Here is a 26775-nt window from a genome sequence, read left to right on the forward strand (position 1 = left end):
GGAGCGCGCCGGTTTGCTCAGTCGTCGGAGATGGCACCAAAGATCTGGCGCGGCTGACCTTCGAGGTCGGCTTCGCCCTGGACGGCGCCCTTGGTCTCGGTGCTGACAGCGCCGAGATCGATCAGCTCGTCATCGCGATGTTCGTCAATCACGGTCATGATGACCTCCTTCTTGTCGTCGCAGGGATTTGCGACAGCGAGAAGGATATCGCGACAGTACGCGAAACGTCGATTTTATAAGTTTCCAATTTGAGTTCTTATAAGCCAAAATACTCATTCATTGTCCTGTGAATTGGAAAGACCACTCCGTGAAGGGCCGGGTTATCGACAATCACGGCGTGAATTTCAGACCTGATCCTCGGAAGGAATGAGCCTCGAGACTTGCCGCAATCGCCGGCGATGATAGCGGCGGACCGCCTCCTGTGCGTCACGTGACGGGCCTGATCTGGCCAATGCCCATATCCGTTCGAGTTCGTGAAGCCGGTTGGAGAGCTTCGTTTCGCGAATACGAGTCGCGTGAAGCCGTTCACCAACGGAGCGAACGGCTTCGACATGCTCGGGATTTCCCGAATAGCTGGCAATGTGCAGAAACAGCTCCGCCGTTGCTTCCGCAACGGCATGCGTGTCGTTGTCATCGATCGATGGGAAAGCGGGCTGATAGTCGCTCGACGAAGTGCCGGATCGTCGGAATTTGAGCGCAAGTTTGATCAGATCTTGGTGCCATGAATAAAGGTCAGTGAGCCCGTCCACGGTGAGGCGCGGCATCTGGAACCCGCCGCCAATGTGCAGATCGAGCAGGCGCTCGCCCACGAGCCGCTGCATGCTGTCGCGGACGGGAGCAATGCTGGTCCCGAATTCCCGGGCTAAGGAGGTAACTACAAGCATGGTGCCGGGCGCGAACCGCCCCTCGAGAATGACCTGCTTGAGCCCCCGGTAGACCCGCTCGGCAGCGACGGCTTCAGGCGACATCGCGCCGCGTCACTCACTTCCACGTAGAGAAGCATCATCGACCGGAACGCCTGCACGGCGGCCTTTGCGAATGACCGCTCCCAAGTAGTAATCCTCGATGATGAATTCGATGCAGTGCTCCTGAAGCCGGTTCATGTCACCATGGAGCAGGTCAGCCGGGAAAGATCGCCGGTTCTGCAGGAACATCATTGGCAGGAAGAAGTAGCCGGCAGGCAGGCCGAGCCGTCCGGCGCAGCGAAGGTGATCCTCGATCGACGGCTTGGGACTGCCGGATTCGATTTCGCGCAGCCATCGCACGCCGATGCCTGCCTCAGCCGCCAATTGCGCTTGCGTAATCCGTTCCATCCTGCGCCGTCCCTCGATACACTTTCCGGAGATCGATTTGATCTCGTTCAGAATATCTTCTTCATTTGTGCAGAAATGCTTTTGATTGGCCACGTCCGGGATCCCCTGACAGCCGCTCAAAGCTTTCCGATACACAATCCGACAGCGCCAAGGCTGGTGTTAATTACGCCTGAAATCAATTCTCCATCGTTCCCAATTTGGGAGAATTGCAAATATATTGATGAAATTTTTGAAAGCGATAGCCCGTTCAGCGCAGGAGTTCGCCGACAAGCGAGGGGCGTTTGGCGATCAAGGCAAGCAGCACCTGGGCCGGCCCTGTAGGACGGTGGCGGCCGCGTTCCCAATTCAGCAAAGTCCGCTTGGTTACGCCGATACAGCGCGCAAACGCTGCTCGCGAGAGTCCTGTCGGTGCCCGGATCGCGGCGACATCGACGCCCTGAACTCAACCTGACGAACAAGGACGTCCGCAGCATGTCCTTCAGCGAACACCAGAACTTCGTTCACCCCCTGCTTGATGCTTTCCTATGCGCTCATGTGTCATCTCCAAAGGTCGCAAGGCGTTTCCTTACATATCCTACGCGTCCCTTGTCCTGCGATACGCCTCGAAAAGGTCGTGATCTTCGCTGCTTTCAAAGGCCAGCAGCCCGGCCAGATAGAACCGCCCGATAGCCGTAACCGAGGTTGGCTCATCCGACGCGTCGATACGCCCCATCAGCCTTTGGGTGACATCGGCCAGCTGCGAAGATGATCCCACGAAACGCACATGACTGCCGGCAAGCCGGTCGCATCGCGGGTCGGCCACTTCGCCGGCAAGGTCATAAGGCTCCATGCGATCAAGCAGCATGACCGCGACATGGAGCGTTGCGCCATAGGGCGGGAACTCGCGCAGGAGATGGGCGAGGCGGCTGTGACAATCCAGGAAGAGATCGATTCCTCTGTCCGACAGCCTCAATTTGTAGGTTCTCGATGAACGCGCAGCCATGCGACATGCTCCGAGTGATTCGCACCGTGGGCCATTGATAGAACGGCCCGCGACCCAAGTTTCCTGCCAATTTGACAGGCATTTTCGGCACGGCAGTGCCGCAATCGGCACGCAGATGCCGAAACAGGCACGTCAGTGCCCTGCCCGTTGCCGTGATCCGCGTCATTGGTTCACCTCAAGCCATCCCGACGAGGGGTGACGGCAATCACCATCCGATAACGCCCGAAGCTTTCTGCCCGAGCCCGATCCAGGAACCGGAGATCCGCTGCTTGCGCAGCATCTTACCGGAAAAGGAGGCCATGTGAGAGATGTTCGCTTTCAAGCGCCAAGCAACGATAATCGCGCTCGTCGTGCTCGCGCTCGCCGGTTGTGTCAGGAGCGCTCACCCCGATCAGCTCCCTCCCGTTCTTCCGCATTATCGCATCGTTGCCACCTCGGATGGCTTTGCGATCGAGGCGGTCGAACCTGATGAGGTCCGGCCCACGGCGGCCCCGCCGGTTCCGCTCGGCCGCACGATCCACCTCGATCCAGAGCTTCTGGTTTCCCCCTCTTCTTCCCTCTTCAGGAGCACGCTCCATGCCCCTTCGCTTCAAGATGACCTGCCTGGCCAGACCGGCAATGAGCACGCTGGCCGCAAGCATGATGGCCACCTTGGGCCTGATGAGCGCGGCAGCACCTACCCTGGCAATAGCCGAACCCGCGGCAGGTAATAACGACGCCCAGGTACTGAGCCAGGCAGCCGAGGCCGCGCAGCGCCAGCTCCACCAGACTTTCACCAATCTGGCGTTCGAGGACTTCGGTCCCGCACCGATCAACGGTACAATCTACCAGGCCTTCGCTGGCGGGCGGGTGATCTACTATGCCCCGGCCAGCGGCCACATCGTCTTCGGCACGGTCTACGACAAAAACGGCCTCAACGTGACCGCGCTTGCCCAGCAGGCAAGCGCCACGAAGCGAATGAAGCTGATCGATCCTGCAAAAGCGCTTGCGATCGGTCCGGAGGGGGCTCCGACGGTGATCGAGTTCACCGATCCCGATTGCCCTTATTGCCGCGCGCTCGACAGGTTCTGGGCGGCCAAGGCCGCCGAGGGCAAGCCGGTGCGCCGCCTCATCTATTTCGTGAGCCAGATTCACCCGGGCTCCGCGGCCAAGGCCGAACATATCCTGTGTTCGAAGGATCAGGCAGCAGCTTTCCATGCGATTTACGCAGGTGCAGCCCCGGACACGCTTCTGACCTGCCCTGAAGGAAAGGCGCGCGTTGCGGACGATGCTGCGCTCGTCAAGGCCATGGGCATCGGCGGAACGCCGACGCTCATCGCAGGCGGGAAGCTCATCCCGGGCTTCCAGCAGGCCGAACTCGAGGCGTTTCTCGAAGGCCGGCAGGACTCGCACGAGGCCAGGAGCGGGACTGGCGACGATGCCGCACGCTGACCTTCCATTCACTCATCTGGCGGACGCCAGCTGCCCGGCTTTCGTTGCCGGGGCGCGGTGGACCGGAATGCCGACACGCGCGGTCCTCTCGGAGCCGCCCGCCTCGCGCGACGGCAGGCAGCGATATTCCATCGATGCCGAAAGGCTCAAGTCCCGGCGGCTCCCATCGAACGGAGCGCAAGCGATGATTTCAAAGCTCAGGCAAAGTACTTTCCCTATCCCCACCATGCTCGCCAATCTTGGCGTGCCCCTCGCCCTCATGGTGCTCTTCAGCACCGGCGCCCACGCCTTCACGGCGCCGGCGGCGGGCGATCTTGGCTACGACATCTACGACATCGTCGTGAACAAGGGCGTCAAGGGCCCGCTCGGCTTTGTCGGCGGAGTCGCGGCCTTCCTCTTCGGCGTCTCGCGGCTCTTTTCCAACGTCATGGTCGGCATCCCGACCATCGTTGCCGCGGTGTGCCTGATCAAGTCGGACACCATCCTCCAGACCTTCGGAATGGTGATCTGACATGCGGTGCGCGGACCTTTCGGGTTTTCCCCTTGGCTCGCGGGACCCGCGCACCGCGCCCCAGACTGAAGGCCGATGGTCGGCCTTTGGAAAATGGCGCCTGGCGACAGGTGTCATGAAGCAGGAGGAGAAGGGCATTGGACGAACGTCTGCCCCAGTATCTGCACGGCCCGGTCCAGATCCTATGGTTCGGCTCGGACGAGTTCATTCTGGTCATGTCGACGATCTTCGTTGCCGCCATCGTCGGCGGGATCGTCGGATGGACGCTCATCGGCGCCCTTCTCCTTTTCATCCCCTGGAAGAGGGCCCGCCCGCGCGGCTTCCTCTCCCACCTCGCCTGGCGCTGGGGCCTCGTGCGCTTTGCCCACTACCCGGGCCCCACCCAGACCCGCTTCTTCGAGTGAGACCGACAATGGCGCTGTTTCGCAATGGCATTCGTGGCGACAAGGATGTGGGCTCGCGGCCCGACCCACTCGCAGGCAAGCCCGCAAGTTTCGGCATCCATCGCTACCTGCAAGGCTCGGCCAACCTCTTCGAGGAAAACCGGCTCCTCAAGTTCGCGATTTGCGGAACGCTGGGGGTAACGGCGGTGCTGGGCATGCTGCTCTACACGACCAACCAGAACCAGCGCACGGTGATCGTGCCCTTCGGTGCGGGCGGCGATCTCTACGTCACCGGCAATACGCCCTCGACCGGATACCTGCGCACCATGACCCGCAATGTGGTCAGTCTTGCCGGGACCTATTCGGCCTACAGCGCCGACAGGCAATTTCAGGAACTGCTGAGCCTCGCGCATCCCAGTGCCTACAACGGCCTTCGCGACAGCCTCAATGCCATTCTCGACGAGCTTGCCAGCAATCCGACGCTCTCGATCGCGACATACATCCGCGCCGACCAGCCCGTGACCTGGGACAAGACCGAGATCGTCGTGCCGGTCGAGAAGGTGCGCATCATCGGCGGTGTCATCCGCAAGTTCCGCGGCAATTTCCGGATCGGTTACGCGATCGACAACGGCCGCTTCTGGCTCACCCGCCTTTCCGAGGAAAAGTTCGATGCTGAAACCCACTAGGCGCACAGTGAAGCGCACCGGCGGCACAGCACTGCTCGCCGCCATCCTGATCGCACCTCCCGCCCCTGCGCTGGCGCAAGCGATCATGGTGCTGCCAGGCCAGACAAGCACCATTCGCCTCTCCAACCGCGACATCAATCACGTGGTCTGCGAGGGCGGCGAGATCGAGGACGTGCGCTTTTCCGCCGAAAAGGCGATCGCGGTTGAAAAAGCCGGATCGGACGCCTGGATCAAGTTCCTGGTCAAGGAAGTGGACGACACCGGCACTCTCATGCGCAGCTATGTGACCACCCCTTCGGAATTCTTCGTCTCGTGCAATGGCGCGATCTATACGCTCTATGCCGAACCCTCGGACATTCCCGCGCAAACCGTGACGCTGGCGCCGGGGCGCATCCAGCGCGCGAAGGCCAATGCCGATCTCCTGGGCCCCCTGGTCGAGGAAGAACGTGCGGTCTCGATTACTCTTGCCATGCTGCAGGACCGGCTGCCCGCCAGCTTTGCAGAAGTGGCACCCGCCTCGGGCACGCTGACGCTGACTGGCCTTCCAGGCATCGCGCTGACCGAGCGCCGGCATGTCGCGGTCGAAGGCGCAGGGTTGTCGGCTTCGGAATACCTGGTGAGCCCCCAGGCGAACGTAACGCTCGATGAGCGCAGCTTCCTCGACCGAAGCCTCGGTTCCCAGATCTTCGCGGTCACACTCGACCGGCTTGCCCTCAAGGCGGGTGAGACCGCGCGTCTCATCGTCATCCGCAGGGGAGAGGCGCAGTGACCAACGGCATCCGTCACCCGGGCGCGATGTCCCGTTCGAACAGGAAGCTCGGCGATGTACCTGAGCCCTCCCCATCACCACCGTCTTTGGCGCCATCGCTTGTCGATGTCCTGCGCACGCGGTGGAACACGCTGGGCTCGCAAACACGCCTGCGTGCCAAGCAGGCCGCGCTGGCGGGCGCCGTGGGGCTGCTAGGCTATGCGCTGTACTCCGCCAGCAGTGCGAGCAACGAACCGGAAGCGTCCAAGCCCGCTGCATCGACCCTGAACATGGGCGCGGGTCTGCGCGGCGACAGTCTCGAGGAGAAACTGCGCGGCGATTTCAAGAAGGTGCTCGATGACCAGAAGCTGCTGGGCGACCGGCTCGCCGCGATCGAGGAAGGCAAGGCGCCGGGCCAGACCAAAACGCCAGGCCTTGATGGTGCAGCCGGCGATACCGGCGATCTTCCTCCGGCACTGGACGGCGAAGCTCCGGCCTTTCCGCCGCCGCCAGAAGGGATTCCCGATAATATCACCGCCACGCCGCCGCTGCCTCCGTCAATTCCCGCGGCAGCCCCGCCCGCTCCGCCGGTCGAAAAAGTGGTTGGCGCGATCGGTTCGGCGACGAGCCCGGTGATCCCCAAGGGCGCCGAGGGATCGGCTGCGGACTCGAAAAAAAAGAATCGGACGATCTATTTGCCGCCTGGTTTCATGAAGGCGCGGCTCCTGACGGGCGTTGATGCCCTCGCAAGCCGCGATGCGACTTCGAACCCCGAGCCGATCATCGCCCGGGTCCAGGCACCCGCCGTGCTGCCCAATGACGTCAAGGCCAACCTCTCCGGGTGCTTCGTGATCGGCAATGCGACCGGCAGCCTCGCGAAGGAGCGCGTCGAGGTCCAGCTCGTCAGCCTCTCGTGCGTCGACTTCGATGAACATTCCGTGGTCGATCAACCGGTCAAGGGCTTCTTCGTCGATGCCGACGGCAAGAAGGGCCTGTCGGGCCGGGTGGTAACGCGCGCCGGGGCCGCCCTTGCTCGCAGCTTCATTGCCGGCACCATCAGCGGGATCAGCCAGAGCGTCGAGAATACGTTCGGCGAGACCTCGACCTCGGCGCTCGGCACCGTCCGCTCGCTCGACGCCGCCGATGCCGCAAAGACCGGCATCGCGGGCGGGCTCTCCAAGTCCTCGGACAAGCTCACCGACTTCTATCTCGACCTTGCCCGCCAGGCCGGCCCGATCGTCGAGGTTGGCGCCGCCAAGGACGTGGTCGTCGTCATCCAGGAGGGCGTTGCCCTCGAGATCAAGCCCGGCGCGGGGGCGCAGTTCTGATGCCGCCGCTTCCCTCGTCATGCCCGCCCCCATCATCCGGAGAAGCACCCATGCCCCTGCTCCCCGATCGTTCCACGCCGCGCTGCTCGTGCCTGATTGCGCCCGTGCTGGTAGCCCTCGCGATTTCGGTCTCAGGCTGTGCTTCATTGGGTTCGGTCATGTCGCCCTACCCGGAAAAGTTCTCCTGTAAGAACCCCGATCACGGCCAGTGCATCCATCCCGAGCAGGCCTACGAAGATGCGGTCGCGGGCCGCGCGGCACGTTCGGATCCCGCCGTCACCAACGACAGAAAGCTGCTGCGCGATAGCGACAAGGCTGTCGGCAAGCTGCGCGGCAGTGCACGCTCCGCTGCGGGCGCCTTTGCGGGCTACCGCGACAGCGTCTACCGCGAACTGCAGGGCCTGATCGAGGCGCCGGTGACGCCGATGCTCAAATCTGGCGAGACGGTGCGCACACTGATCCTGCCTTATGCCGACCGCCAGCGGCCCGACCGGCTGTTCATGCCGCGCTACGTCTATTCGATCCTCGATCGCCCGACCTGGGTGGTGGGCAGCTATCTGGTGAAACCGATATCACCCGCCACGCAGCTGCCAGTGCTCGGGCAAATCCGTGAAAAGTCTGTCGATGCCATCTCGACCGGCGGCAGCGAAGTTGCAGCTCCGGCCTCGGAGACGGGCCGGTGAGCGCGCGCGTCAACAATAGCGGAGACAGGATTGGAGATCTCAGCTTCGCGGCGCTGCGCCGGCAGGTCTCGCGCGATTCCTATTCCGATCACCTGCCGCTCGTCGCCTGGGCCGAGAAGGAAGGCGCGTTCCTCACCATCGATGATGGCTGGGGCTATGCCTGGGAACTGACGCCCAGCGCCTACATGTTCGCGCATGTACATTCGGCGCTGCTGGGCCTTCTCAACATCCACTTCGAGCCCGGCACGGTGCTGCAGATCATCAGCTTTGCTGATCCGCTGGTCGATAGCGCGCTCGATGCCTTCCTTGACCTCAAAACCCGCGACGATCCGCTGATCCAGGCCTCCGCACGGCGCACTTACGATTACCTGCGCGAAGGACGTCATGGGCTTGGTGCGCTGCACGGCATACCGGTCCGAGACTTCCGCACCTTCCTGGCGGTCAAGACCAGGAAGCCGCTGGGCCGGGATCCCCGGCGCCAGATCGAGGAGCAACTCTCGCGCCTCGGGATCGCGCCGATGCCGCCCGAAGCCCTGATGGCCTTCTACCGCCGCGTCTTCAATGGGGTGTTTACCTCGGCACCGGGTAATTTCGTCAATGGCACCAGCGATGGCAGCATCCCGCGGCCCTTGCGCAAGCAGATCATCGATGCGGGCCCCGACCTGCTCTTCGAAGGCCCTGAAGTCTTCCTCGGCGGCCAGGTCGCGCGGTGCCTGACGCCCAAGGCGCCCGCGCGCCGCATCACGGCGGAACGCGCGAGCAGGCTGACCGGCGGCATCCGTGGGTCCGCCGAGGACAGCGATCAGATCGGTGGGCCGTTTCTCTACACGCTCAATGTCCTATTCGATCACAGCGCCTTCGAGATCCACAAGCGCGCGCAGATCCTCTCGGCCCAGAAGGCCGCCGGCTCCTTCGCGGTCGAAGTCGGCAAGCAGATCGAGGAAATCAGCTGGGTGCTCGACGAGGCCGGCAGCAGCCGCTTCGTTCGCGTCATCCCCTCGGTCTGGGTCTTCGGTGAAACCCGTGGGCAAGCCCGCGAAATGGCCGCGCGTGCCCGGCGTCTGTGGGAAGCCGAGCCGCTCCCCTTCATGATGCAGGAAGAAAGCTACCTCAATCCGATCCTGCTGCCGATGAGCCTGCCCTTCGGGCTCTACCCGGACGGCAAGACGCTGCGTATGCTCGAGCGGGATTTTCGCATGCCGGTGAAAGCCGCTGTGCTGATGAGCCCGATCCAGACCGACTTTCGCGGGGGCGGCCGGCCGGCCCTCCTCTATACCGGCCGCAAGGGCCAGCTCATCACACTCGATCTCTTCGATCCACGCATCAACAACTACAACTTCATCGTCTCCGCCGAATCCGGCGCGGGCAAGAGCTTCCTCCTCAACAACCTGTGCCAGCAGTATTACGCAAGTGGCGCCCTCATCCGGATCATCGATATCGGCGGCTCCTACCGTAAGCTGTGCACCCTGTGCTCGGGTCGCTACATCGATCTTGGCGAAGAGCGCCTCGTCCTCAATCCCTTCGACCTGGGGCTCGCCATCGACGGCGAAGACAAGCAGTCGGCGATCGCCATGGCCGTTGCCATCGTTGCCGAAATGGCCAACGCCGCGACCCGCACAGGCGTTTCCACCTCGGAATGGAATCTCCTGAAATCCGCCGTCCAGTGGACCATTGATACTGGCCGCGCCGAACGCGGCATCGATGCGGTGCGAGAATGGCTGGGAAGTTATCCCGCCCAGACCCGAACCGATCTCGACAAGGTAGAGCATCTCCTCCCGGTCGCGCGCGAGCTGGCCTTCAACCTGAGGGATTTCGGGTCGGACGGCGCCTATGGACACTACTTCAACGGTCCATCGACCTTCGACATCTCGAGCGACGAGTTCGTGGTGCTCGAGCTCGAACGCCTCAAGAACATGCCCGACCTCTTCAACGTCGTCGTCATGGTGGTGGTGAACGCGGTCACCCAGGAACTCTACCTCTCGGGCCGCGACCGGCCGCGCTTCGTGCTGTGCGACGAGGCCGCGCAGTTCATGACCCGCAGCGACGGCCAGGACCTCTCGCGCCTCGCCGAAGCCTTCGGGCAAGGTTACCGCCGCGCACGCAAGTACCAGGGCAGTTTCGGCATCGTCATGCAGTCGATGAACGACCTGCTGCTCTTTGGCGGTACCGGCCAGGTCATCCTTGAAAACGCGGCAACCCGCTTCCTGCTCCAGGGTTCGACCTACGAGAAGGCGGTGGAGAACAAGATCCTCGACTATTCGCCCTTCGTGCTCGACCTCCTGAAGTCGGTCCGCAACAATAAGCCAAACTATTCCGAAGTCTTTATCGACTCCCCGCTGGGTCTGGGTATCGCGCGACTCGTCGTCGATCCCTTCAGCTACTGGATCAACACCTCGGCCCCGACCGAAGTCGCCGCATTCGAGGCGCTGATCCGGCGCGGCCGGTCGCCGCTTGAGGCGGTCTGCGAACTCGCCGGTGTCGATCCGGCCGAGATTCTGGGCACCCGCCCGCCGCTCCTCCTCACCGCCGAGGACGAGGAGACCGCATGATGCGCCCGCGCCGCGCCCATCCCGATCAGATGAGCCTCGACTGGAGCAAGGATGCCGAGATCGAGCGGATCATCGAGGCCCGCGTTGCCATCCGCGCCGAGACCGAAGCCATTCGCTGGCGCTTTCGGCTGATCTTCGTCGAAAGCCTGATGATGGCGGCCCTGGTGCTCGCGGCGGGCCTCACCCTCGGCCAGCCCACGGCGCTGGTGATGCGCGGCGCATTCCTTGTCGGGATCGCCTGCCTTGCCAGCGGCATGCTCCTGATCGTGCTGTCAGGCGTTACCTGCAATATCCTCGATCACGTGCGCGGCCGGAGGCGCCGGTGATGATGCATCCGCCCCGACAGAATCACGCCCGCGCGGTGGCCATTTTCCAGGCCGTAACCGTCGCCACGCTGGTGCTGGCATCCGCCCTTCTCGGAGGGGCGGCCGATGCCGCGACATCGACGATCGGGCGGACCTGGCCCATCGCCGAGCCCGATGCCCTGACAGAGATCGAGGCACGCACCGCCAGGCTCCCTGCCGATATGCGCGGGCAATTCGGCCCGCGCTCCAAATGGTCGGCGATGAAGGCCGCAGCGCTGGCGCCCGCCACCATCAGCCGGACGCGAAATGTGGTTCCCTTCTACACGCTCGATACCGAGATCCGCCTGCCAGGCGGCGAGGTGCTCTACCCCAAGGGCTTTACTTTCAACCCGCTCGACTATGTGACGCTCCCCCAGCGGCTCGTCATCGTCCGAGCCCGCGATCTCGACTGGGCGCTCAGGACGGCGGGAATGACCGATTTCATCCTGCTGGCGGCGGGCGATGCGCATGACGAGGATGCGATTACGCTCTCGGAGCAATGGGGCCGACCGATCTTCATTCTTGAAGAGCGCGTGAAGCAACGCCTTGGTCTCACCGTCGCACCGGTCGTCGTGCGCCAGCAAGGCAAAAGGCTCGAACTCACCGAAATTCGGCTCGATCGCAAGAGGCCGTCATGATCTGTGACGCAATGGTGCGGCATCCAGACCGGGAGGACCGCTTCTCAGACCGGGTTGACCAGTTCACGGGCACTGGCGACCGGCAGGAACAGCCGGAGCGGATCGGACGCGAGGGGCATGAAGCCATAGCCCTGATAAAGAGACTTGCGCCGCTGGACCTGCTCGGAATCTCCGCAATCGAGCACGTCCAGCACGATGATTGCGATACCAACGACATCGGCGGCCCTGACAATGCGCACCATGCAGTCGAAAAGCAGATCGCCGCCATAGCCCTGCCGCTGATAGCGCTGATCGACGCCGATCATCGATATGAAGGCCGCGGGAATGTTGCCATGCGCCGGCCGGGAACGGGCGAAGCGCGATGGCAGTTCGCGATAGTCGATGGCATGCACGTTGATGGCATGAAAGCCGATCAGTTCCCGCTTCGGCGATACGAGCACGGTCACACGGACATTGTCCGCCCTGGCGAGCTTGTTCGCCGTCTTACGGAAGAAATTGTCGACCTGGACCACGCCCGTCGAAAGGGCCGTTCGGTCATGCCTTTCAGGATCGAAGGTCTCGAAGCTGGCCCCGCCCGTCTCCCCGCTGCCTGCGCCCTGCCCGGCCGCCGTCACTGCCCGGAGTATCGCTCATGGTAGCGCCTGGCGATCTTTTGCAGGGCCGGTGCCGGCGGAGCAGGATTGTCCAGCGCCGCGAAGAAGGCTTCATAGTCCGCAGGCTGCAGCATGGTGCGCTCGTGGGTCGAGATCGTCTCGATCGCAGCCTTGTAAGCCGCATTCATGGTGAATACGGAATCGTCGACCCCGGACAGGGCTGCGGCGCGCTGGATCGCGCGCTTCACATGCGGCTTCGTGCGAAAATGCATGCGCTCGCTGCTGCGCTCGGCAATTTCCGCGGTCTTGTCCTCGAACACCATCATGGCCAAAATCCTTCACGTCCTAACTTGACCTCTATGTACGCCAAATGGGTGTACAATTCAAGAACTGCCCGATTGAGCCTGATTGCAGGCCTCGGCTTGCAGATTCTGTCCCCTACTCCCGCACAGGCATCATCCTGCCCGGCAGGCACCGTGTTCAACCCGATCACCAAGGTGCGCTGGAACTGCATCTTCCCGATCACGATCGGCGGCGTGCGTGTAGGCAGCACCGACAAGCTCTCGCGCGAGCTCGATGCCCAGTCTTCCTCGAAGCCGCTCTGCGCCTGCCGCAAGGGCGCGACCTTCTGGTTCGGGGTCAAGGTCAGCTTCTGGTCACCGAACCGCATGATCGATGTCGTGACCGAGCCGGGCTGCATGATGGCGCTGGGCGCCGATCTCATGCCCACCCATGGCCGCCTCCAGGGAAGCCAGAGTTCCATCTCGGATGGGACGAACACGCGCAAGATGTTCGCGCAGATGCACTACTACATCTCGCCGGTCTGGAAGATGCTCGACATGTTCACCGACCTGCCCTGTCTCAATGACGACGGCTTCGATGTCGCGATGATCACCGAGGTCCTGCCGACCTGGCAATCGGGAACGCTTGGCGCGATCATCCAGCCCGAAGGCATCCTTTTCGGAAATCCCGCGGCCGGGCTTGCCTGCATGGCCGACAGCGCCGCGGCGGCCGCAGGCAAGGTCATCGATCCGCTGTTCTGGTGCATGGGTTCGTGGGGCGCGACCTACCCGGTCGCGGGCGACATCCATTTCGATGACAGTGTCGAGGCCTGGGCCGGCCTGGCCGCGCGCGGCACCTTCATGATGGGGCGCCTTGGCGCGCTTACCATTTCCTCGGCCGACGGCTGCTCGTTCATCCCCCAGCCCATCTGGACCAAGAGCCGCTACAAGTACCAGCTCATGGAGCCGGTCAAGGGCGGTAGTTGCGTCAATGTCGGCCGGCCGGGCGCGCTGTGGTCATCGGCCAAGCATGCCCCGGGGCAGGACAACGCCCAGTTCATGCTCTTCGAGAAAGTCATCTGCTGCGCCGGAGTGAGCACGCCATGAACGCTCGCCCGGCAGGCACCATCCTCAAACCTCATTCCGCGTGCGACCCGTCCCCGCAATGGTCTGCCCGCCACAGCCACGAAGGCTGCCGGAACGCGCGCGGAACAGGAGCGGCCTTGCCTGCCCCCCGGCAGGGCCGCTCCACCCCCGGCCGGCACGGCCGCAGGCGGATTTCCGGGACGTTCCTCCTCTCAACCGTCCCGGGCTGCGCCGCGGCCGTGCCGGCCAACCTTGCTTGTCACAATTCGGGCAGCAGCGGGTTCGTCTCCAGCGGGCACGGCCAATGAGAACCTGGCCCCGCCTCGCTGCCGGCACGATCCTGCTGCTTCCCGCCACCCTTCAGGCACAGAGCGTCGAGGAGCGCGCCAGAACCGAGGCCAGCGCATCGCGCGCTAAGACCGGGAGCAGCGATGTGCTGCTCGAAACTTACGTGACGCCTGCCATGAGCGGAGGGGCCGTGACGACGATCGATGGAAGCAAGACGTTCACGCCCACGATTGCCTGTCAGAAAAGCGCGAAACTGCTCGAAGTCCTGATCCAGCCTGCGGCAACCGGAGACATCGGTCTCGTCCAGGTTTCGCGCGACAAGGACTTGGACGGCGCCTTCGATACGTCGTCGAACTTGCCCGTTCCAGTCTCGGGCATCTGCGCCAATGGCGTGCTCTCCTGCGATCCCGGCACCTGGGCAAATTGCCGCGCGTTCCGCTGGGACGTGGATGCCGCAAATGACCTGAAGCTCACCGAGGTCCAGATGCCCGAACTTGCCGGATGCTACTGCGTCAACAACAGCTGCGGCAGCAATCTCGTTTTCAGCAATCTGGCGACCGTACTCAAGGACCTGGGCGGTGGCATGGTGGGCGCGCTCACCACCGCCTTCCCGGCGATTGGGGTGGCCGAGGCGCGGATCAACGGCCCCGTCATCGATTATGTCGGGGCGCTGATGACCAGCTGCACGGGTGGCGATACCACCGAGGAGACGGCCTACCGGGACAATCCCACGGCCATCGGCGGCGATGCCTTTGCCCTCAGCTCCACGAACTCCGTTTTCCAGGCTCTGCAAGGCTCGGCGGCCGGATCCGGCAAGGCCGAAGTGACACGCTCCTGCTCGATCAGCCGGGACATCACTATCCGGTCCTGGGATTTCGATGATATTCTCGGCGTTTCCGGCGCGGTCCAGTCGGTGACGAGTTGCGGCACGAACTGCCGCCGCTACCGGATGGGCGGCGACGGCGCCTGCGGAGCCAATCCTCCCTTCTATACCGCGACATTCGACGTCCATGAGCCCGAACGGCTGACCTCTGCCCGGATCGTCGAAATGGGCGCCGAAGACTGGGTCCAGGGCCGCGTCAATGGCGTAATCGTGGGCTCGGCGGGCAAGCGCCCCTGGCTTACCGAAGGTCTGCCTTCAGGCGACTGCCGGATCAGCGGCAGCGCCTGGTACAACCGGACAAGCATCGACATCACGCCGCAACTGAAGGAGGGCGAGACCAGCGTTGCCGCGCGGGTTCGCGCGGGCGGCGGCGGGCGTTGGGGCTACATCGATGTCGAAGTCGAGGCTCAGACAGGATGCGAAGTCAGCGAGAGGTTGATCGACCTTTGCGCCGCTAACGCCGCTGACGGCAATTGCCGCCTCTACAGCGAGAGCGTCGATGGGGTGGACACGGTCGTGAACGGCGTAGGCACCGGCCTTCGTCCCCTGCCCCAGACACGACTCTTCGGAACCGGCGCCTGTACGTTCCAGTTCGCCCGCGACTTCTTTACGCGCGATCGGCAATACCGCTGCATCGTTGACAGCGCCGCGCTGCCCGAGCCCGATCTCGGCCGCGGCGCCTATATCATCGACCATTCGACCGAGACCCTGCTGGCCGATCGCCAGACCGCGGCCGATGGCACCGTCACGACATCAACGCAGCCCTTCAGTCTGCCGGACCGGGGTTCGGTGCCAGCCTGCGAAATGATCTGCAAGACGCGCGCTCCCCGGGCCAATACCGATGCCGCGCCTGACGGCGTCGTCGGCACCAAACAGAACGATCCTGCAGGGTTCGACACCTTCTACCACGTGTGCGACAGTGCCAATGTCTGCCCCACGGACCCCGGTGAAGAGATTGAAAGCGCCTGCGGCTGCCTCGACGATTTTCCCGAGGCGGTGGTCATGATGCAGACCGTGCGGCTCGCAGGCCAGGACATGGTCTGCACGAGCACCGGGCAATGAGAAGCTCCCCTCTCCTCCTTGCCCTCATGGCAAGCGCGAGCTTCGCGTTCGCAACACCTGCCCATGCAGATGCGCTTTGCGCCGCGGATCTCAATAGCAACGGCGATGCCGCCGATCCCGGGGAGACCGCCAGCTGCCTTGCGACCGCCAACGGGAGCTGGCTTTGCCCGATCGAAGCGGTGCAATGCGTGTCGGACGCGGCCGGGGCCTACACCTGCCCGCTCGGAGGCCAGTTGCCCTGCGAGATACCTGCCGCAGGTGGCACCCCCTCCTGCTCGCCGCACAGTTGCCTCGATATCGGTACCACGCCGATTGTCGAGGAACCGGCCATGAACGATCCCGGCGTGCCTGCCGATGGGCAAGTCGATGCGGACGGCAATTGCCTCGCGCAAATCGAGATCTTTTCCGGGCGCGCCATGCGCTGCCGCCCACCGGGTCTTTCCGACACCTTCCAGAACTGCTGCAAGGACAAGGGCAAGATCGTCAAGGACGGCATGGGCTCGTCCGTCGCCTCTATCGGCACCAAGATCGCCGTCGCCAAGGGCGTCTTCACCGGAATGAAAGCCGCCTATACCGCATTTCAGGCCGGGGCTACGGCCAGCGAAGCGGCCAGTGCCGGGGCGAACGCGCTTATCGTCGGGATAGATCCAACCTCGATCGCGATCAGCCTTGCCGTCAATTTCATGATCGAGGTCCTGCTCGCCGGGTGCGACCAGGAAGACATGGAGACCGGGATGCTGCGCGGCTCGGACATGTGCCACGAAGTCGGCACCTACTGTTCCTCGAAGATCCTGGGCGTCTGTGTCCAGAAGGCCAAAGGACACTGCTGCTTCAACACCCGGCTTGGCCGCATCATCCAGGAACAGGGGCGCCCGCAGCTCATCGCCTTCAACGAGATTGGCTGGGGAACACCCAAAAATCCCTACTGCCGCGGCTTCACGCCGGAAGAGTTCCAGGCCCTCGATTTTTCAAAGATGGACCTCTCCGAATACTACTCGGACATCGAGGTCCGCACCCAGAGCGAGATCAAGATCGATATGGAGGCAAGGATCGATGCCTACTTCCAGCCCTGAGCCCATTACGTATTTGACTGATACCGGGCTGCGAACGGGCGCGTTCTGCGCTTCCGGTGCTCACGTACTGGAAGTACGCTGCGCGCCGGTTCTCGAACACACCCATTCTCGCTCCGGTCTGAGCCAAATCCGAAATGGGCGCACCCTTGCGTTGTTAGTCCTGTCGCTTTTTGTACCGGCTATTCCTGCTCTATCCGCGGAAGCTCCATCAAATGCAGATCCGCAAAAGGACAGTCCGGTCGCACAGCAGGGCGATGCGGCCATGGACCGCCTGAAGGAGGCCGTGAGCCGGCGGAAGGCGGATACCGCATCGGGACCAACCGCGCTCCCGGACCTGCCTGACGAAGAGCGACGCCGGGCCTTCGATGGTCTGCGGGCGCGGACACCTTCGCCGGAACTGGAAGCGCGGGCGCGTCAGGGACTCGAGGCAGCGCGCGAGGGTGTGGCGAGAGAGCGCGAGGCAATGGCGCGGCGCATGGCACAGGCGTTGGGGCTGGACGCGCCCGATGCCGTTGCCCTCGCGGATGCCGTGCGAGTCCCGACGACCGGAAGCTGGGTGCCGGTGCTGTTCGTCTCGTCGTCCATGCCGATTGATGTGCTGCGCACTTACGCAGGCCAGCTCGAGAAAGCGGGCGGGGTCATGGCGTTTCGCGGAATGCCGGGCGGGCTGACGCGTGTCGGGCCGATGGCGAAGCTTTCCGCCGAAATCCTGCGCCTCGATCCGGGCTGTGAAGGGCCGGCCTGCGCGATGCGGGGCGTCCAGATCATCGTCGATCCGCTGGTGTTTCGCCAGCACGGCGTCACGCGCGTGCCCGCCCTCGCCATGATCCCGGGCGATCCGGCCCAGCCCTATTGCGAAAGGGACGACGACGCGCCGGTAAGCCCGCATCTGGTCTATGGCGATGCAGCGCTTTCCGGACTGCTTGGCGAATACGCCCGCCTCGGCGGTAAAATGGAGGTGCGCGATGCTGAAGCTCGCCTGGAAAACCGCTAGGTCCGCCTGGCCCGCGTTGCGCGAGCTGCCGCTGCGCGCTGCCGTGGCGCTGGGAAGCGCAGGGCTGGGCGAGCCGGTGCGCCCCGCCCGGCTCTGGAAAGCCTACGCGATCGTCCTTCCGATAGGGCTCCTCGCCTGCTGGGCCATCCCGCAGGTCACCTGGGTCATGAGCCCCTCGATCCCCGCCATCGCGGTGCGCGCCGATCCCGGTCATATCCGCAAGGGAGACTTCGTCATGTTCACCCTCTCGCATCCGCTCGCAGGGCCCGAACCTGTCAGCGTGACCAAGGAAGCGCTGTGCCTGCCCGGCGAGAGGATCACCATGGTCGAACGCCCCTCGATGCAGCCTTCCCTGCAAGCAGGCACCCGGGATGGCTGGTACTACTGCAACGGCGAGCTCCTGGGCATTTCCAAGCCGGCCGGCCGCAATGGCCAGACGCTCAAGCACTGGATTCCGGCGGAACCACACATTCCCGAAGGCATGATCTATGTCGGCTCGCCCCATCCCGACGGCTTCGACAGCCGCTATTATGGACCTGTCGCAATCAGCCGCCTCACCCGCATGAGGAAAGTGCTGTGAACACGCGCGCTCGGCCATTCCCGCCGCTACTGGCAACAGCCTTGGCGCTGACCCTGCCGCCTCCCGCACTCGCGCAGCAAGGTGCCGGGCCCCTCGAGGTCAAGCAGGGCTACTGGTGGTATGCGCCGCCTCCCAAACCCGAACAGCAAAAGCCGGATGAAGGCGATCCGCTGGCCAGGCCTGTCATTCCGCCCATGGCCGAACTTGCGAGCTGGACACCGCCCCGCATCCGCAAGCTGATCGAGGACCAGCGCGACTATGCCGCGACCGTGCTCACCGTCGAGGCCGTTGCCGATTTCTGGCGCCTCGAGGACTTTGCCCGGCGCAAGGCCCGCGCCTTTGCCGGGCTCACCCAGATCGCCATGCTGCAGAACCCGGCGCTGAATTCCAAGTCCGCCAACCCGATGGTGGGCGATGCGAGGGCCGAGCTGACCGCCCACAAGGATCAGGTCCGGCAGCGCTATTTGCGCGCGCGCGCCAATGAATTCGCGCTCGTCATGTTCTCGCGCACCACCTGCGGCTACTGCCGTGTGCAGTGGCCCATCGTCCAGCGTTTCCAGGACGATATGGGCTGGCAGGTCACGCTGATGGACCTCGACCGCCGCCCGGACCTGGGTGCACGCTTCGGGGTCGAGGTCACCCCGACCACGATGATCATTCGCAGGAACAGTTCGCAAAGGATGGTCATTGCCGCCGGTATCGAGGCTTATCCCAACCTCGCCCAGATGGCCTACCAGGCCGTGAAGCTCCTGACCGGCGACATCCGCCCCGAGCAGTTCATGACGGGCGCGGGCGAGGAAGGCGGTTTCTTCGATGCCCTTTCCGCCGGCCCGATTGCCGCAAGCGATCCGCGTGCGCTGTCCCGGGACCTGGAAATGAGCGATGTGCCTGCCGCTGGGGGGGCTGGTGAATGAAACGAGCAGCACGCCTCCTGCTCCCGGTCATGGCTGCCTCCTGCCTGGCCGCGCCTGGCCCTTCCAGCCGGGCCAGGCCTGCGACGCGCGAGGATGCAAGGGCCGCGGCAATCCATCCGGTTGCCGACCCCTCGCAAATGCAAGCCTGGCTTGCACGTGTGCCGGTCACCCGAGACTTTCCTCCCGACTTTGCCGGATCGCTGCACGCTTATGCGCCGGCCTTCGTGATCGAGATGAGCACCGCGCCAGGATGCCTGCCGTGCGCCGATCTCTGGAGCAAACTGGGCACGCTGCGCCGGCACTATGGCTGGCAGGTGCGCACGCTATCGCGCGAGGACGCGCTGCTACGCTCGGGCCGGCTTGGTCTGCCCTGGGTCGGCCATCCCGTCGCCTGGGTCCGGCCGATCGACGATCCTTCCCGCATGGTACCCATCGCGATCGGCACCGATCATGCGCCCAACCTTGCCCGCAACGTCTGGCTTGCCGCGCGCATGCTGACCGGCGTGCGCGCTCAGGTCGGCGTACGCGCGCTTTCCAGGTTTACCGGGATCGTGGGCGCAAGCCCGGCGACCCGCAACCATCGCTGAGGGACCGTTCATGGCGGGCCGGTCCCTTACTCCATTGGCACGAACAGAAAGAGCCCCGCCATGGCCCAGCCCCTCGCCCGCCTGAACATTGCCGCAGCCGCGTTGCTCGCCTCCTGCGCCGTAAGCTCACCAGCCCATGCCCAGAGCTGGGCCGAATCATGGTTCAACAATGTCACCTACACCAGTCCCGGCAGCTTCGAGGACCAGACCCGCGGCTATGTGACCGCCGGTGGCATGTCGGGCCGGGTCGATGTTCATAGCGACTACCTGACCAGCCTGACGCTGCCCAAGATCAAGGCGGGATGCGGCGGTATCGACATGTTCCTGGGCGGCATGTCCTTCCTCGACCCGGACTACCTCGTCCAGAAACTGGAAAGCATCCTTCAGGCCGCGCCCGCCGTCGCCTTCCAGTACCTGCTCGAGACCCTCGATGAAAAGATGGGCAACATCATCTCCAAGATGGAAGCGGCGACCAACTTCCTCAACTCGATCCAGGTGAACGATTGCCGGCTTGCGAGCCGCATGGTCCAGATCGCTAGGGGCGATGACAACATGTCGGGCATCATCGAGGAGATGACCGGCTACAAGTCAGTGAAGGAAGGCTTTGCCAAGAGCTACCAGCAGAGCCGCGAGAAGATCGAGGCCAACGCCAACAACCCGACCGAGGACCTGAAGGACGCGCTGGCCAACTGTCCGGCCGAAGTCACTGAGATCTTCCGCACCGGATCGCTGCTGTCCCATGCCGCAACGCGTGTAGGCGCGGGTGACTGGGCCAGCGTCATGCGCGCCCGGGTCGGCGACGTTTACATGCGCTGGGACGCGGCGGACAAGGTGCCGCTCTTCTCGGCGATCCCGGCCTGCCCGCACCAGGACACGGAAAGCGTCGAGGATTTCCTCACCGGCAAGGTCCAGCGCCGCGCGCTCAACATTCCGGCCACGGCCGCCGACTGCTCGGCAGGAACCGGCAAGGGTGCTCTCGAACTGGCGCGCGAGCGCATGGAAGCGATCGCCGGCAAGATCAGGTCCCGCAGTGCGCTTACGGCCGACGAACGCCAGTTCGTCGCCAATATCCGTACCCTGCCCGTCTACCGCATGCTCGAATGGGGTGTGCGCCAGGGCGTGCCGGACTCCGTGATTGCCGATACCGACGAACTGGTTGCCCTCACCCTCGCCTACCAGATGCTCAATGACCTCACCCGCAGCATCGACTTTGCCGTGTCCAACGCCGAGCGCGGCGCCAATGCGGCAGGCGTGGCCGATGCCGCCAATACCAATCTGTGCCAGACCCGCATTCTCACCAAGGGCATCGAACAGCTTCGCGGATTGCGCGAGGAGGTCCTGCGCCAGCGCGCGCAGATGCGCCAAAGCTACATGGCAGCGCTCGATGCCGCCAACCTCTCGGCCAATTACGCTGGCCTCGTCCGCCAGCGTGACCGCGACGCGCGCGATGCGGCCGGCGCCGCCGCAGCCCCGGGCCGGTGAGCGAAGTCATGCCCCGCACCATCCGCGCCGCCCTGGGTTTCCTCACCGCCCTGGCTCTCAGCCTGATCGCGACGCCTGCCATGGCCGTCGATACGAGTTTCTACACCTATGACGGGTTTGCCGAGACGGTGGATGCCTTCCGGCTTGTCTCGATGATCTTTGCGGACCCGCGCTACGAAACGCTGGTCGTGATCATCGCAGTGGTCGGCATTGCGCTCGGCGCCGTGATCGCCAGCGTACGCGGGCAAGGCATGGGCCTTGTCGCTTTCGGTTTCCAGATCCTCGTCGGCGTCGGCCTTTTCGTGGGGCTCATCGCCACAACGGGCACGGTCCATGTCTACGACAAAGTCCGCAATGCCTATCAACCAGTGGGCGATGTGCCGAATCTGCTCGTCCTGGTGGCCGGCGTCACCAACCTGATGGAGCGCTCGCTTGCCGAGACCATCGACGACAATACACTCGATCCGAATGCCAAGCTCGAGTTCGGCGCGGGCGGGCACAGCTTTGACCTCTTCCTCAACGCCGTTTCGCCCAATGGTCCGATGACCGACAGCTTCCTCGATGCGACGATCAAGGATTACCTGCGCCAATGCTATCCCGTTGCCCGGGTCTCCGCCTCGTACCCTGTCGATGATGACCAGCTGTTCCGGACGACTGCCGATCTCCCGGCGGCCTTCGCCGCCATGGCAGGCCCGTCGACGTTCAGCACGGTCTATACCGCGGCCGACAAGGGCGGAACCACGGTCTCATGCACCGAGGCCTGGGACCATATCCACACGCGACTGTCCGATCCGACGCTGTTCGAAGGCTATATCCGGCAGGTTTGCGAGCGCACCGGATACGATGTCTCCGATGCCGCCCAGCTCGCGCGTTGCCGCTCGCGGCTCGGCGACATGGGGCAAATGATGCTGGGAACGCCGCTCTCGCTGCAAACCTTCATGAGCGATGTCCTGCTTGGCACCGCGGTGGGTGACGTCCTCTTCGAGGACAGTCCGGCGGCAGCAGCCCGGATCATGGCGAACCGGGCGATTGTCTCGAATGGCCTTGCCACCATGTCGGTCGCCAATGAGTGGATGCCGACGATCAGGGCGACCGTCTTTGCCATCATGCTCTTCATGGTGCCAATCGCCCTGCTCTTCGTCCTCACCCCTATCAATTTGCGGGTCGCGAGCTTTGCCATCGGGCTCTTCGTCTTCGTGGCGCTATGGGGCGTGATCGATGCCGGCATCTACCAACTGACCCTCGGGCGGGCGATGGAAGTCCTCGCGCAGATGCGCAGCAACGCGGTGGCCGCCAACGCCTGGATGCTCGCGCCCTCCGCCGCCATGAAGGCGCTGGCCATCTTCGGCACCTTCCGCATGGCGGCGGCGGGATTGGCTGGCGCCTTCGTCTTCACGGTGTTCCGCTTTTCGGGGAACGTGTTTTCGAGCTTCACCGGCGGCGCGCTCCAGACACAGGGTCTGGGTTCCGCGGCAGCCGCCCCGATGGCGACACGAGAAGGCTATGCCTCGGCGCTCGAGGCGCAAGGCTCGGCCAGCGGGACGATGGCAAGGCGCAGCGCCACTTCCAGCTTTGGCGATTTTGGTGAGCGCTCCACGTTCGGAGCGAACCGGTCGTTCGGCGCTGCGGATGCAGTTCTGGGCGAAGCAAATAGTGGGATGCCCGGTGTCCCTGCCTTCGGGATGGGCGCGATCGATGCAGCCCGCGAATTGGGCGGTATCGCCCCTGCCCTCTCCGGCCGCAGTCCTGCCGATCCGGCGGTCGCGCGCGCGGTGCGGGCCAATGCGACTACGGCCGCGATCCACAATTTTGCCGAGAAGGATGCCCTGCGCAGCCTTGGCACCGGATATTTTGGCCCGGGCCAGTCCGGCGAGAAGGCCTTTGCCGCCTTCGCGCAGAACATGGTGCAGTGGAAAGCCTTTGGTGACGAGCGGGCCTATTCGATGATGTTCCAGGGCGCGGCGCGGCATTTTGAGCGCGGTGGCTATTCGAAGGCCGACGCGGAACTGAAAGCGTCGGGCGTCATTGGCGAGGCCGGGGCCGATCCCACCTTCGCCAAGCTCATCGCCAATGCCTACGATCAGGAGCAAATGCTGCAGAATGACCTGACCGGCGCGCAGGTCCAGGTTGGCGCCATGCAAGGCCGGCGCGATTACGCCGGGGCTCGCGTGGCTGAAGTGGAGCGCAGCAATGTCGCGGCCGAGCAGGCCTGGAGAACGGGGAACAGCGAAGGCCAGCGCACCGCCGCCTCCATGCTGGGCCTTCCTCTCGATGAAACCAGCCGCCGCATCGCCTTCATCAATGCCCTCTCGGGCGAGGCGCGCTCCTCCGCCTTGACCCAGCTCTCCCGCGCTACGGGCCGTAATGAGGCTCAGGTTCTACGCGCGCTCGAAACCTACAACGCTGCTGTATCGGTCGGCACGGCGGATGGGGCGAGCGCCGAGGCGGCGCGGGAGGGGACCAGCGTTTACGGACGCACCCGCGAAGGAGCAGGTTACGACTTTGCAGAGCGGTCCGGCAAGCTTGATGCCCAGCGGGAGGTGGGAACTGATGGAACCCGCAGCGCAGCACGCATTGGCGAGCAGCGGCGGCAGGCGGAAAATTTTGGCTACGCCGAGGGCGCAGCTGCAGCTGGAACCTCGGTACGGCAAGCAGCCCGGCTCGACAGCTTCATCCAGGCGCTGCGACAGACCTCGGGCAATCAGGTCGACATGGCCGAAGGCGGCGCTGATGGTGTCGCGGACCGGGCGCGTAACGAACGCCTCACCCGTATTGTCGACAACGAACGGCTGACCCGTATGCAAAAGCTGCTGGCCGACCATGGCATCAAGCTCACCCGGCGCCAGATCGCGATGGACCAGAACGGGGACTTCAGTCTCAATCTCACCTCGCGGACAGCTGCGGCCCTGTGGCGCGGCGGACTGATCAACGAGAGCCAGCTTGGCGCGATTGCCAATGGCGGTACCGCACGCTTTTCGTTTGCGCACGACGATGTTCTGGTTTCCAGTAGCGCGGGTTTCAGTCAGTCGGCGCGCAGCGATACCAGCACGCGCTTCGAGGCTGGCAAACAGGCTGGGCCGGACACGATCGAGCATTTCCTGGGCGGCGGGAAGGAAGGCCACGAGGCGATGGCGAACTGGCTGCGCGGCGGCTTCGAAATGGATCGGCATGGTAACTGGCGCTTGAAACCGCAGGTGGCCGATACGCTGCAGCGCGATGTTCAGGCCATCATGGCTCAGACAGGGTGGACCAGAAGTATTGCGCGCCGAGCAGAAGACAGCAATTCGATGGGCACCACAGTGGGCGGTTCAGTAGCTGCATCGGTGTTAAAGGGCGGTCAGACAACCGCTAGGACAAGAAACAAACCGTCCTCCCACAGATCTGTCGGCGGCAGTGCATCTGGATCCCTTGGCTTCGAAAGTGCCGATCGTGGCACAACGTCAGAAACTACAAATGCCAACATTGATATTGTGAACTTCGACGTTCGCGAAGCTATTGCAGGTGCTGAACGCGCCGCGTCCCGTTCAAACAGCCCCGCCGAGACCTTTTCGAAGGAACTGAGCCGTCAAATTCTCGGGGAACGCGGGCTACGCAATCGCTATCTTGAGCAAGCAGATGCAGGCCGGGGGACCGCAGATGTTACCGGCCCGCTGACCTCGATCGAACAATCTTCAATTTTGCGCACGGGGCGTTTTTCAAACGATTTGCAGAATGGGCCGTTTGACGGGGACCCGAGCTTCAAAGAACGAAAGGACGACTAGCGGCCATCATCATCCGTTTTCGCGATGCCGCCAATAGAGTGCGCCTGACCGCGGATCGAGCGGATCGCTGTAGGGATCACGCAAGCCCCCAACTGATCGTCGTGGGAACATCTCTTCCTGCGTCGGTTCAACGAATTCCCAGTCGCTCGCGGCAAACCGTGCCTGCGCGAAGTCGATCCCGAGAATGAGCAGTGCCGTAATCGGAAAGAACAGAATGTTCAGATAACCGGCGAGCGCGCTGGTGTAGAAGCCTTCGAGCGACGGTACATAAAACGACGCGCACTTGCCCGCCCAGTAGGCGGCAATGCCTGCCCACCACAGTTTGGCCTGCCATGGTCGCCACAGCCAAGCAGACGCTTCTGGCTTGGAAGTGCCATTAGTCGCTTGATTTTCCGTGGTGTTGCTCGGATCGTTTTCGACTTCCACAGCGGGATCCTTTCCGAACGCGAAGCTACCATCGAGGTTGATCGTTCAAAACCGAAAACCGATTGGATTGAGGTGCAATTCTTGCCACACAGCCGTTCCTTCGATGCCGCAAGATGGTAACTTGCCCCCTCCCCTCCTTCGCGCGATGGGGAGTAGCGAACTTGGCGATTGAAGTTTGTATGACGGCTACGCTTGGCCCTAACGCAGCAATTCGCTCACGAGCGGATCACCCTCCTTGCTCAGCGCTTCAAGATGGTCGCTCAAACTGAACAGGGACTTCGGGTCCATCACGGCACTCCATCGTCGCTCCCGATCAATGAATAACCGTCATCGCGCAAACGCTACCGGTTTTTGCGGTGCTCACGCTGACCGTCCAAAAAACTGCCAGCGCTTTTCAAGGTGTTCAATAACCTTGCTCTAATCAAGGCAAGGGGCATGCAATGTCTGATGCCAGAGGCCATTTTGCAATACGGATGGTAACCCCAAAGCCACGGTATGGTCGTGAAAGTACGGCTTCACCATGAACCGCCCCGGCTTTCCCGGAGGCGTTTTCAATTGGGTCACGCAACCATATCGAGGGTCTCTATGGCTGCATAGTAGTTTGCCTCGGCCTCGGCGGGAGGGATGTAGCCGATCGGGCCGAAAAGGCGGTGATTGTTGTACCAATCCACCCAGCGCAGGGTTGCCATTTCAACCGCAGACGCGCTTGGCCATGACCGCTGCCGCCAGATGACCTCAGTCTTATAAAGGCCATTGATCGTCTCGGCCAAGGCATTGTCATAGCTGTCGCCGACGCTGCCGACCGATGGCACGAGGTTGGCCTCGGCCAGGCGCTGGGTGTAGTTCATGGCCAGGTATTGAACGCCCCTGTCGCTGTGGTGGATCAGGCCATCTTCCGGCTCCGGCCTGCGGGCATGGATTGCCTGCTCCAGAGCATCCAGAACAAAGCTGGCGGTGGCCGAAGTGCTGACCTTCCAGCCCACAATCCGGCGAGCATAGGCGTCGATCACAAAGGCCACGTAGACGAACCCGGCCCAAGTGTGCAGTGGAGTAGGAAGCGCATGAGCGCTTCCCCTCCCCGAACCGTACGTGCACCTTTCAGCGCATACGGCTCTCTATTCAACCGTGGCCCAAGGCCATGGCGACATCATGATAGCGAGAAGTGACGG

General features: G+C 63.5%; 29 protein-coding genes and 1 pseudogene. 19 read left to right on the forward strand and 11 right to left on the reverse strand.

All coding sequences use genetic code 11. The features are described from left to right. Window positions 1–17 precede the first annotated feature (17 nt). From NZK81_RS19710 to NZK81_RS19735, 6 genes are all read right to left on the reverse strand, one after another. Window positions 18–158 carry a benenodin family lasso peptide gene (locus tag NZK81_RS19710; protein ID WP_188821806.1) on the reverse strand — a complete coding sequence of 47 codons (141 nt, stop codon included), beginning with the start codon at window positions 156–158 and terminating at the stop codon, window positions 18–20. A 186-nt stretch (window positions 159–344) separates the two neighbouring features. After that, the gene (locus NZK81_RS19715; protein WP_188821808.1) at window positions 345–968 is read right to left on the reverse strand and encodes a GntR family transcriptional regulator; all 624 of its coding nucleotides are present in this window, start codon (window positions 966–968) and stop codon (window positions 345–347) included. Window positions 969–977: 9 nt separating this feature from the next. Continuing rightward, a complete protein-coding gene (locus NZK81_RS19720) occupies window positions 978–1406 on the reverse strand; it encodes a helix-turn-helix domain-containing protein (protein ID WP_260047782.1) in 429 nt (142 codons plus the stop codon). A 154-nt stretch (window positions 1407–1560) separates the two neighbouring features. After that, window positions 1561–1731 (reverse strand): helix-turn-helix domain-containing protein, encoded by a 171-nt coding sequence (locus tag NZK81_RS19725; RefSeq protein ID WP_308422615.1) that lies wholly within the window; start codon window positions 1729–1731, stop codon window positions 1561–1563. A gap of 156 nt (window positions 1732–1887) precedes the next feature. Further along, a complete protein-coding gene (locus NZK81_RS19730) occupies window positions 1888–2295 on the reverse strand; it encodes a hypothetical protein (protein ID WP_188821813.1) in 408 nt (135 codons plus the stop codon). A gap of 281 nt (window positions 2296–2576) precedes the next feature. Then, on the reverse strand, window positions 2577–2873 hold the full coding sequence (locus NZK81_RS19735) for a hypothetical protein (RefSeq protein ID WP_188821815.1): 297 nt from the start codon (window positions 2871–2873) through the stop codon (window positions 2577–2579). A gap of 82 nt (window positions 2874–2955) precedes the next feature. Here NZK81_RS19735 and NZK81_RS19740 point away from each other — a divergent pair, with 82 nt between their 5' ends. Next, window positions 2956–3726 (forward strand): DsbC family protein, encoded by a 771-nt coding sequence (locus NZK81_RS19740; protein WP_188821843.1) that lies wholly within the window; start codon window positions 2956–2958, stop codon window positions 3724–3726. 12 nt (window positions 3727–3738) lie between these two features. Here NZK81_RS19740 and NZK81_RS19745 read toward each other — a convergent pair whose 3' ends face one another. Beyond that, window positions 3739–3876: a hypothetical protein gene (locus tag NZK81_RS19745; RefSeq protein ID WP_260047783.1), complete on the reverse strand. Its 138-nt coding sequence runs from the start codon at window positions 3874–3876 to the stop codon at window positions 3739–3741. A gap of 34 nt (window positions 3877–3910) precedes the next feature. Here NZK81_RS19745 and NZK81_RS19750 point away from each other — a divergent pair, with 34 nt between their 5' ends. The 9 genes from NZK81_RS19750 (at window position 3911) to NZK81_RS19790 (ending at window position 11596) form a co-directional block, all read left to right on the forward strand. Then, window positions 3911–4237, forward strand: a complete 327-nt coding sequence (locus NZK81_RS19750; RefSeq protein WP_188821817.1) for a hypothetical protein — start codon at window positions 3911–3913, stop codon at window positions 4235–4237. Window positions 4238–4374: 137 nt separating this feature from the next. Continuing rightward, complete coding sequence (locus NZK81_RS19755) at window positions 4375–4641, forward strand: type IV conjugative transfer system protein TraL (RefSeq protein WP_054945813.1); 267 nt, start codon at window positions 4375–4377, stop codon at window positions 4639–4641. A gap of 8 nt (window positions 4642–4649) precedes the next feature. Beyond that, window positions 4650–5306 carry a TraE/TraK family type IV conjugative transfer system protein gene (locus tag NZK81_RS19760; protein WP_188821819.1) on the forward strand — a complete coding sequence of 219 codons (657 nt, stop codon included), beginning with the start codon at window positions 4650–4652 and terminating at the stop codon, window positions 5304–5306. Then, window positions 5290–6075 (forward strand): type-F conjugative transfer system secretin TraK, encoded by a 786-nt coding sequence (locus NZK81_RS19765; protein ID WP_188821821.1) that lies wholly within the window; start codon window positions 5290–5292, stop codon window positions 6073–6075. Before NZK81_RS19760 ends, NZK81_RS19765 begins: the two co-directional genes overlap by 17 nt. Beyond that, window positions 6072–7382, forward strand: coding sequence for a TraB/VirB10 family protein (locus tag NZK81_RS19770; protein WP_229710550.1), 1311 nt, complete (start codon window positions 6072–6074; stop codon window positions 7380–7382). The genes NZK81_RS19765 and NZK81_RS19770 overlap by 4 nt, the downstream gene beginning before the upstream one ends. A gap of 50 nt (window positions 7383–7432) precedes the next feature. Next, entirely contained in the window at window positions 7433–8065 is a 633-nt protein-coding gene (locus tag NZK81_RS19775) for a TraV family lipoprotein (RefSeq protein WP_188821823.1), read from the forward strand. After that, window positions 8062–10614 (forward strand): TraC family protein, encoded by a 2553-nt coding sequence (locus NZK81_RS19780; protein WP_188821825.1) that lies wholly within the window; start codon window positions 8062–8064, stop codon window positions 10612–10614. Before NZK81_RS19775 ends, NZK81_RS19780 begins: the two co-directional genes overlap by 4 nt. Further along, on the forward strand, window positions 10611–10940 hold the full coding sequence (locus NZK81_RS19785) for a hypothetical protein (protein ID WP_308422614.1): 330 nt from the start codon (window positions 10611–10613) through the stop codon (window positions 10938–10940). Before NZK81_RS19780 ends, NZK81_RS19785 begins: the two co-directional genes overlap by 4 nt. Beyond that, entirely contained in the window at window positions 10940–11596 is a 657-nt protein-coding gene (locus NZK81_RS19790; protein ID WP_229710551.1) for a conjugal transfer protein TraW, read from the forward strand. Before NZK81_RS19785 ends, NZK81_RS19790 begins: the two co-directional genes overlap by 1 nt. A gap of 44 nt (window positions 11597–11640) precedes the next feature. On the opposite strand, the gene NZK81_RS19795 is transcribed toward NZK81_RS19790, so the two are convergent. Then, window positions 11641–12210, reverse strand: coding sequence for an N-acetyltransferase (locus NZK81_RS19795; protein ID WP_188821826.1), 570 nt, complete (start codon window positions 12208–12210; stop codon window positions 11641–11643). Continuing rightward, window positions 12207–12512: a type II toxin-antitoxin system TacA family antitoxin gene (locus tag NZK81_RS19800; protein ID WP_260047784.1), complete on the reverse strand. Its 306-nt coding sequence runs from the start codon at window positions 12510–12512 to the stop codon at window positions 12207–12209. Before NZK81_RS19800 ends, NZK81_RS19795 begins: the two co-directional genes overlap by 4 nt. A gap of 36 nt (window positions 12513–12548) precedes the next feature. Between NZK81_RS19800 and NZK81_RS19805 the strand changes: the two genes are divergently transcribed. The 9 genes from NZK81_RS19805 to NZK81_RS19845 all read left to right on the forward strand — a co-directional run bounded on the left by NZK81_RS19805 (window position 12549) and on the right by NZK81_RS19845 (window position 25180). Then, the gene (locus tag NZK81_RS19805) at window positions 12549–13577 is read left to right on the forward strand and encodes a TraU family protein (protein ID WP_188821830.1); all 1029 of its coding nucleotides are present in this window, start codon (window positions 12549–12551) and stop codon (window positions 13575–13577) included. Between the two features lie 283 nt (window positions 13578–13860). After that, window positions 13861–15789 (forward strand): hypothetical protein, encoded by a 1929-nt coding sequence (locus NZK81_RS19810; protein WP_188821831.1) that lies wholly within the window; start codon window positions 13861–13863, stop codon window positions 15787–15789. Further along, on the forward strand, window positions 15786–16862 hold the full coding sequence (traN, locus tag NZK81_RS19815) for a conjugal transfer protein TraN (RefSeq protein WP_373290165.1): 1077 nt from the start codon (window positions 15786–15788) through the stop codon (window positions 16860–16862). Before NZK81_RS19810 ends, traN begins: the two co-directional genes overlap by 4 nt. 262 nt (window positions 16863–17124) lie before the next feature. Next, the gene (locus tag NZK81_RS19820; protein WP_188821832.1) at window positions 17125–17856 is read left to right on the forward strand and encodes a type-F conjugative transfer system pilin assembly protein TrbC; all 732 of its coding nucleotides are present in this window, start codon (window positions 17125–17127) and stop codon (window positions 17854–17856) included. Further along, the gene (locus NZK81_RS19825) at window positions 17828–18436 is read left to right on the forward strand and encodes a S26 family signal peptidase (protein ID WP_188821833.1); all 609 of its coding nucleotides are present in this window, start codon (window positions 17828–17830) and stop codon (window positions 18434–18436) included. The genes NZK81_RS19820 and NZK81_RS19825 overlap by 29 nt, the downstream gene beginning before the upstream one ends. Further along, window positions 18433–19350, forward strand: coding sequence for a conjugal transfer protein TraF (locus NZK81_RS19830; RefSeq protein WP_373290167.1), 918 nt, complete (start codon window positions 18433–18435; stop codon window positions 19348–19350). Before NZK81_RS19825 ends, NZK81_RS19830 begins: the two co-directional genes overlap by 4 nt. Next, window positions 19347–19937, forward strand: a complete 591-nt coding sequence (locus NZK81_RS19835) for a hypothetical protein (protein ID WP_188821834.1) — start codon at window positions 19347–19349, stop codon at window positions 19935–19937. Before NZK81_RS19830 ends, NZK81_RS19835 begins: the two co-directional genes overlap by 4 nt. Before the next feature lie 60 nt (window positions 19938–19997). Continuing rightward, window positions 19998–21419, forward strand: coding sequence for a conjugal transfer protein TraH (locus NZK81_RS19840; protein ID WP_188821835.1), 1422 nt, complete (start codon window positions 19998–20000; stop codon window positions 21417–21419). Window positions 21420–21427: 8 nt separating this feature from the next. Beyond that, complete coding sequence (locus NZK81_RS19845; protein ID WP_188821836.1) at window positions 21428–25180, forward strand: conjugal transfer protein TraG N-terminal domain-containing protein; 3753 nt, start codon at window positions 21428–21430, stop codon at window positions 25178–25180. A gap of 9 nt (window positions 25181–25189) precedes the next feature. Here NZK81_RS19845 and NZK81_RS19850 read toward each other — a convergent pair whose 3' ends face one another. Further along, window positions 25190–25606, reverse strand: coding sequence for a hypothetical protein (locus NZK81_RS19850; protein ID WP_188821837.1), 417 nt, complete (start codon window positions 25604–25606; stop codon window positions 25190–25192). Window positions 25607–26166: 560 nt separating this feature from the next. Next, window positions 26167–26658: pseudogene (locus NZK81_RS19855) on the reverse strand (IS3 family transposase); the annotation flags it as partial. Window positions 26659–26775 lie beyond the last annotated feature (117 nt).

It is taken from the genome of Novosphingobium mangrovisedimenti, assembly GCF_025153475.1.
Lineage (GTDB): Bacteria > Pseudomonadota > Alphaproteobacteria > Sphingomonadales > Sphingomonadaceae > Novosphingobium > Novosphingobium mangrovi_A.

Coding starts and splice junctions, on each gene's coding strand:
- NZK81_RS19820 (WP_188821832.1), top strand. CDS start 17,125: ATGGACCGCCTGAAGGAGGCCGTGAGCCGGCGGAAGGCGGATACCGCA.
- NZK81_RS19735 (WP_188821815.1), bottom strand. CDS start 2,873: ATGGAGCGTGCTCCTGAAGAGGGAAGAAGAGGGGGAAACCAGAAGCTC.
- NZK81_RS19765 (WP_188821821.1), top strand. CDS start 5,290: ATGCTGAAACCCACTAGGCGCACAGTGAAGCGCACCGGCGGCACAGCA.
- NZK81_RS19805 (WP_188821830.1), top strand. CDS start 12,549: ATGTACGCCAAATGGGTGTACAATTCAAGAACTGCCCGATTGAGCCTG.
- NZK81_RS19730 (WP_188821813.1), bottom strand. CDS start 2,295: ATGGCTGCGCGTTCATCGAGAACCTACAAATTGAGGCTGTCGGACAGA.
- NZK81_RS19750 (WP_188821817.1), top strand. CDS start 3,911: ATGATTTCAAAGCTCAGGCAAAGTACTTTCCCTATCCCCACCATGCTC.
- NZK81_RS19740 (WP_188821843.1), top strand. CDS start 2,956: ATGAGCGCGGCAGCACCTACCCTGGCAATAGCCGAACCCGCGGCAGGT.
- NZK81_RS19810 (WP_188821831.1), top strand. CDS start 13,861: ATGAGAACCTGGCCCCGCCTCGCTGCCGGCACGATCCTGCTGCTTCCC.
- NZK81_RS19760 (WP_188821819.1), top strand. CDS start 4,650: ATGGCGCTGTTTCGCAATGGCATTCGTGGCGACAAGGATGTGGGCTCG.
- NZK81_RS19775 (WP_188821823.1), top strand. CDS start 7,433: ATGCCCCTGCTCCCCGATCGTTCCACGCCGCGCTGCTCGTGCCTGATT.
- traN (WP_373290165.1), top strand. CDS start 15,786: ATGAGAAGCTCCCCTCTCCTCCTTGCCCTCATGGCAAGCGCGAGCTTC.
- NZK81_RS19715 (WP_188821808.1), bottom strand. CDS start 968: ATGTCGCCTGAAGCCGTCGCTGCCGAGCGGGTCTACCGGGGGCTCAAG.
- NZK81_RS19710 (WP_188821806.1), bottom strand. CDS start 158: ATGACCGTGATTGACGAACATCGCGATGACGAGCTGATCGATCTCGGC.
- NZK81_RS19825 (WP_188821833.1), top strand. CDS start 17,828: ATGCTGAAGCTCGCCTGGAAAACCGCTAGGTCCGCCTGGCCCGCGTTG.
- NZK81_RS19785 (WP_308422614.1), top strand. CDS start 10,611: ATGATGCGCCCGCGCCGCGCCCATCCCGATCAGATGAGCCTCGACTGG.
- NZK81_RS19835 (WP_188821834.1), top strand. CDS start 19,347: ATGAAACGAGCAGCACGCCTCCTGCTCCCGGTCATGGCTGCCTCCTGC.
- NZK81_RS19840 (WP_188821835.1), top strand. CDS start 19,998: ATGGCCCAGCCCCTCGCCCGCCTGAACATTGCCGCAGCCGCGTTGCTC.
- NZK81_RS19790 (WP_229710551.1), top strand. CDS start 10,940: ATGATGCATCCGCCCCGACAGAATCACGCCCGCGCGGTGGCCATTTTC.
- NZK81_RS19800 (WP_260047784.1), bottom strand. CDS start 12,512: ATGGTGTTCGAGGACAAGACCGCGGAAATTGCCGAGCGCAGCAGCGAG.
- NZK81_RS19845 (WP_188821836.1), top strand. CDS start 21,428: ATGCCCCGCACCATCCGCGCCGCCCTGGGTTTCCTCACCGCCCTGGCT.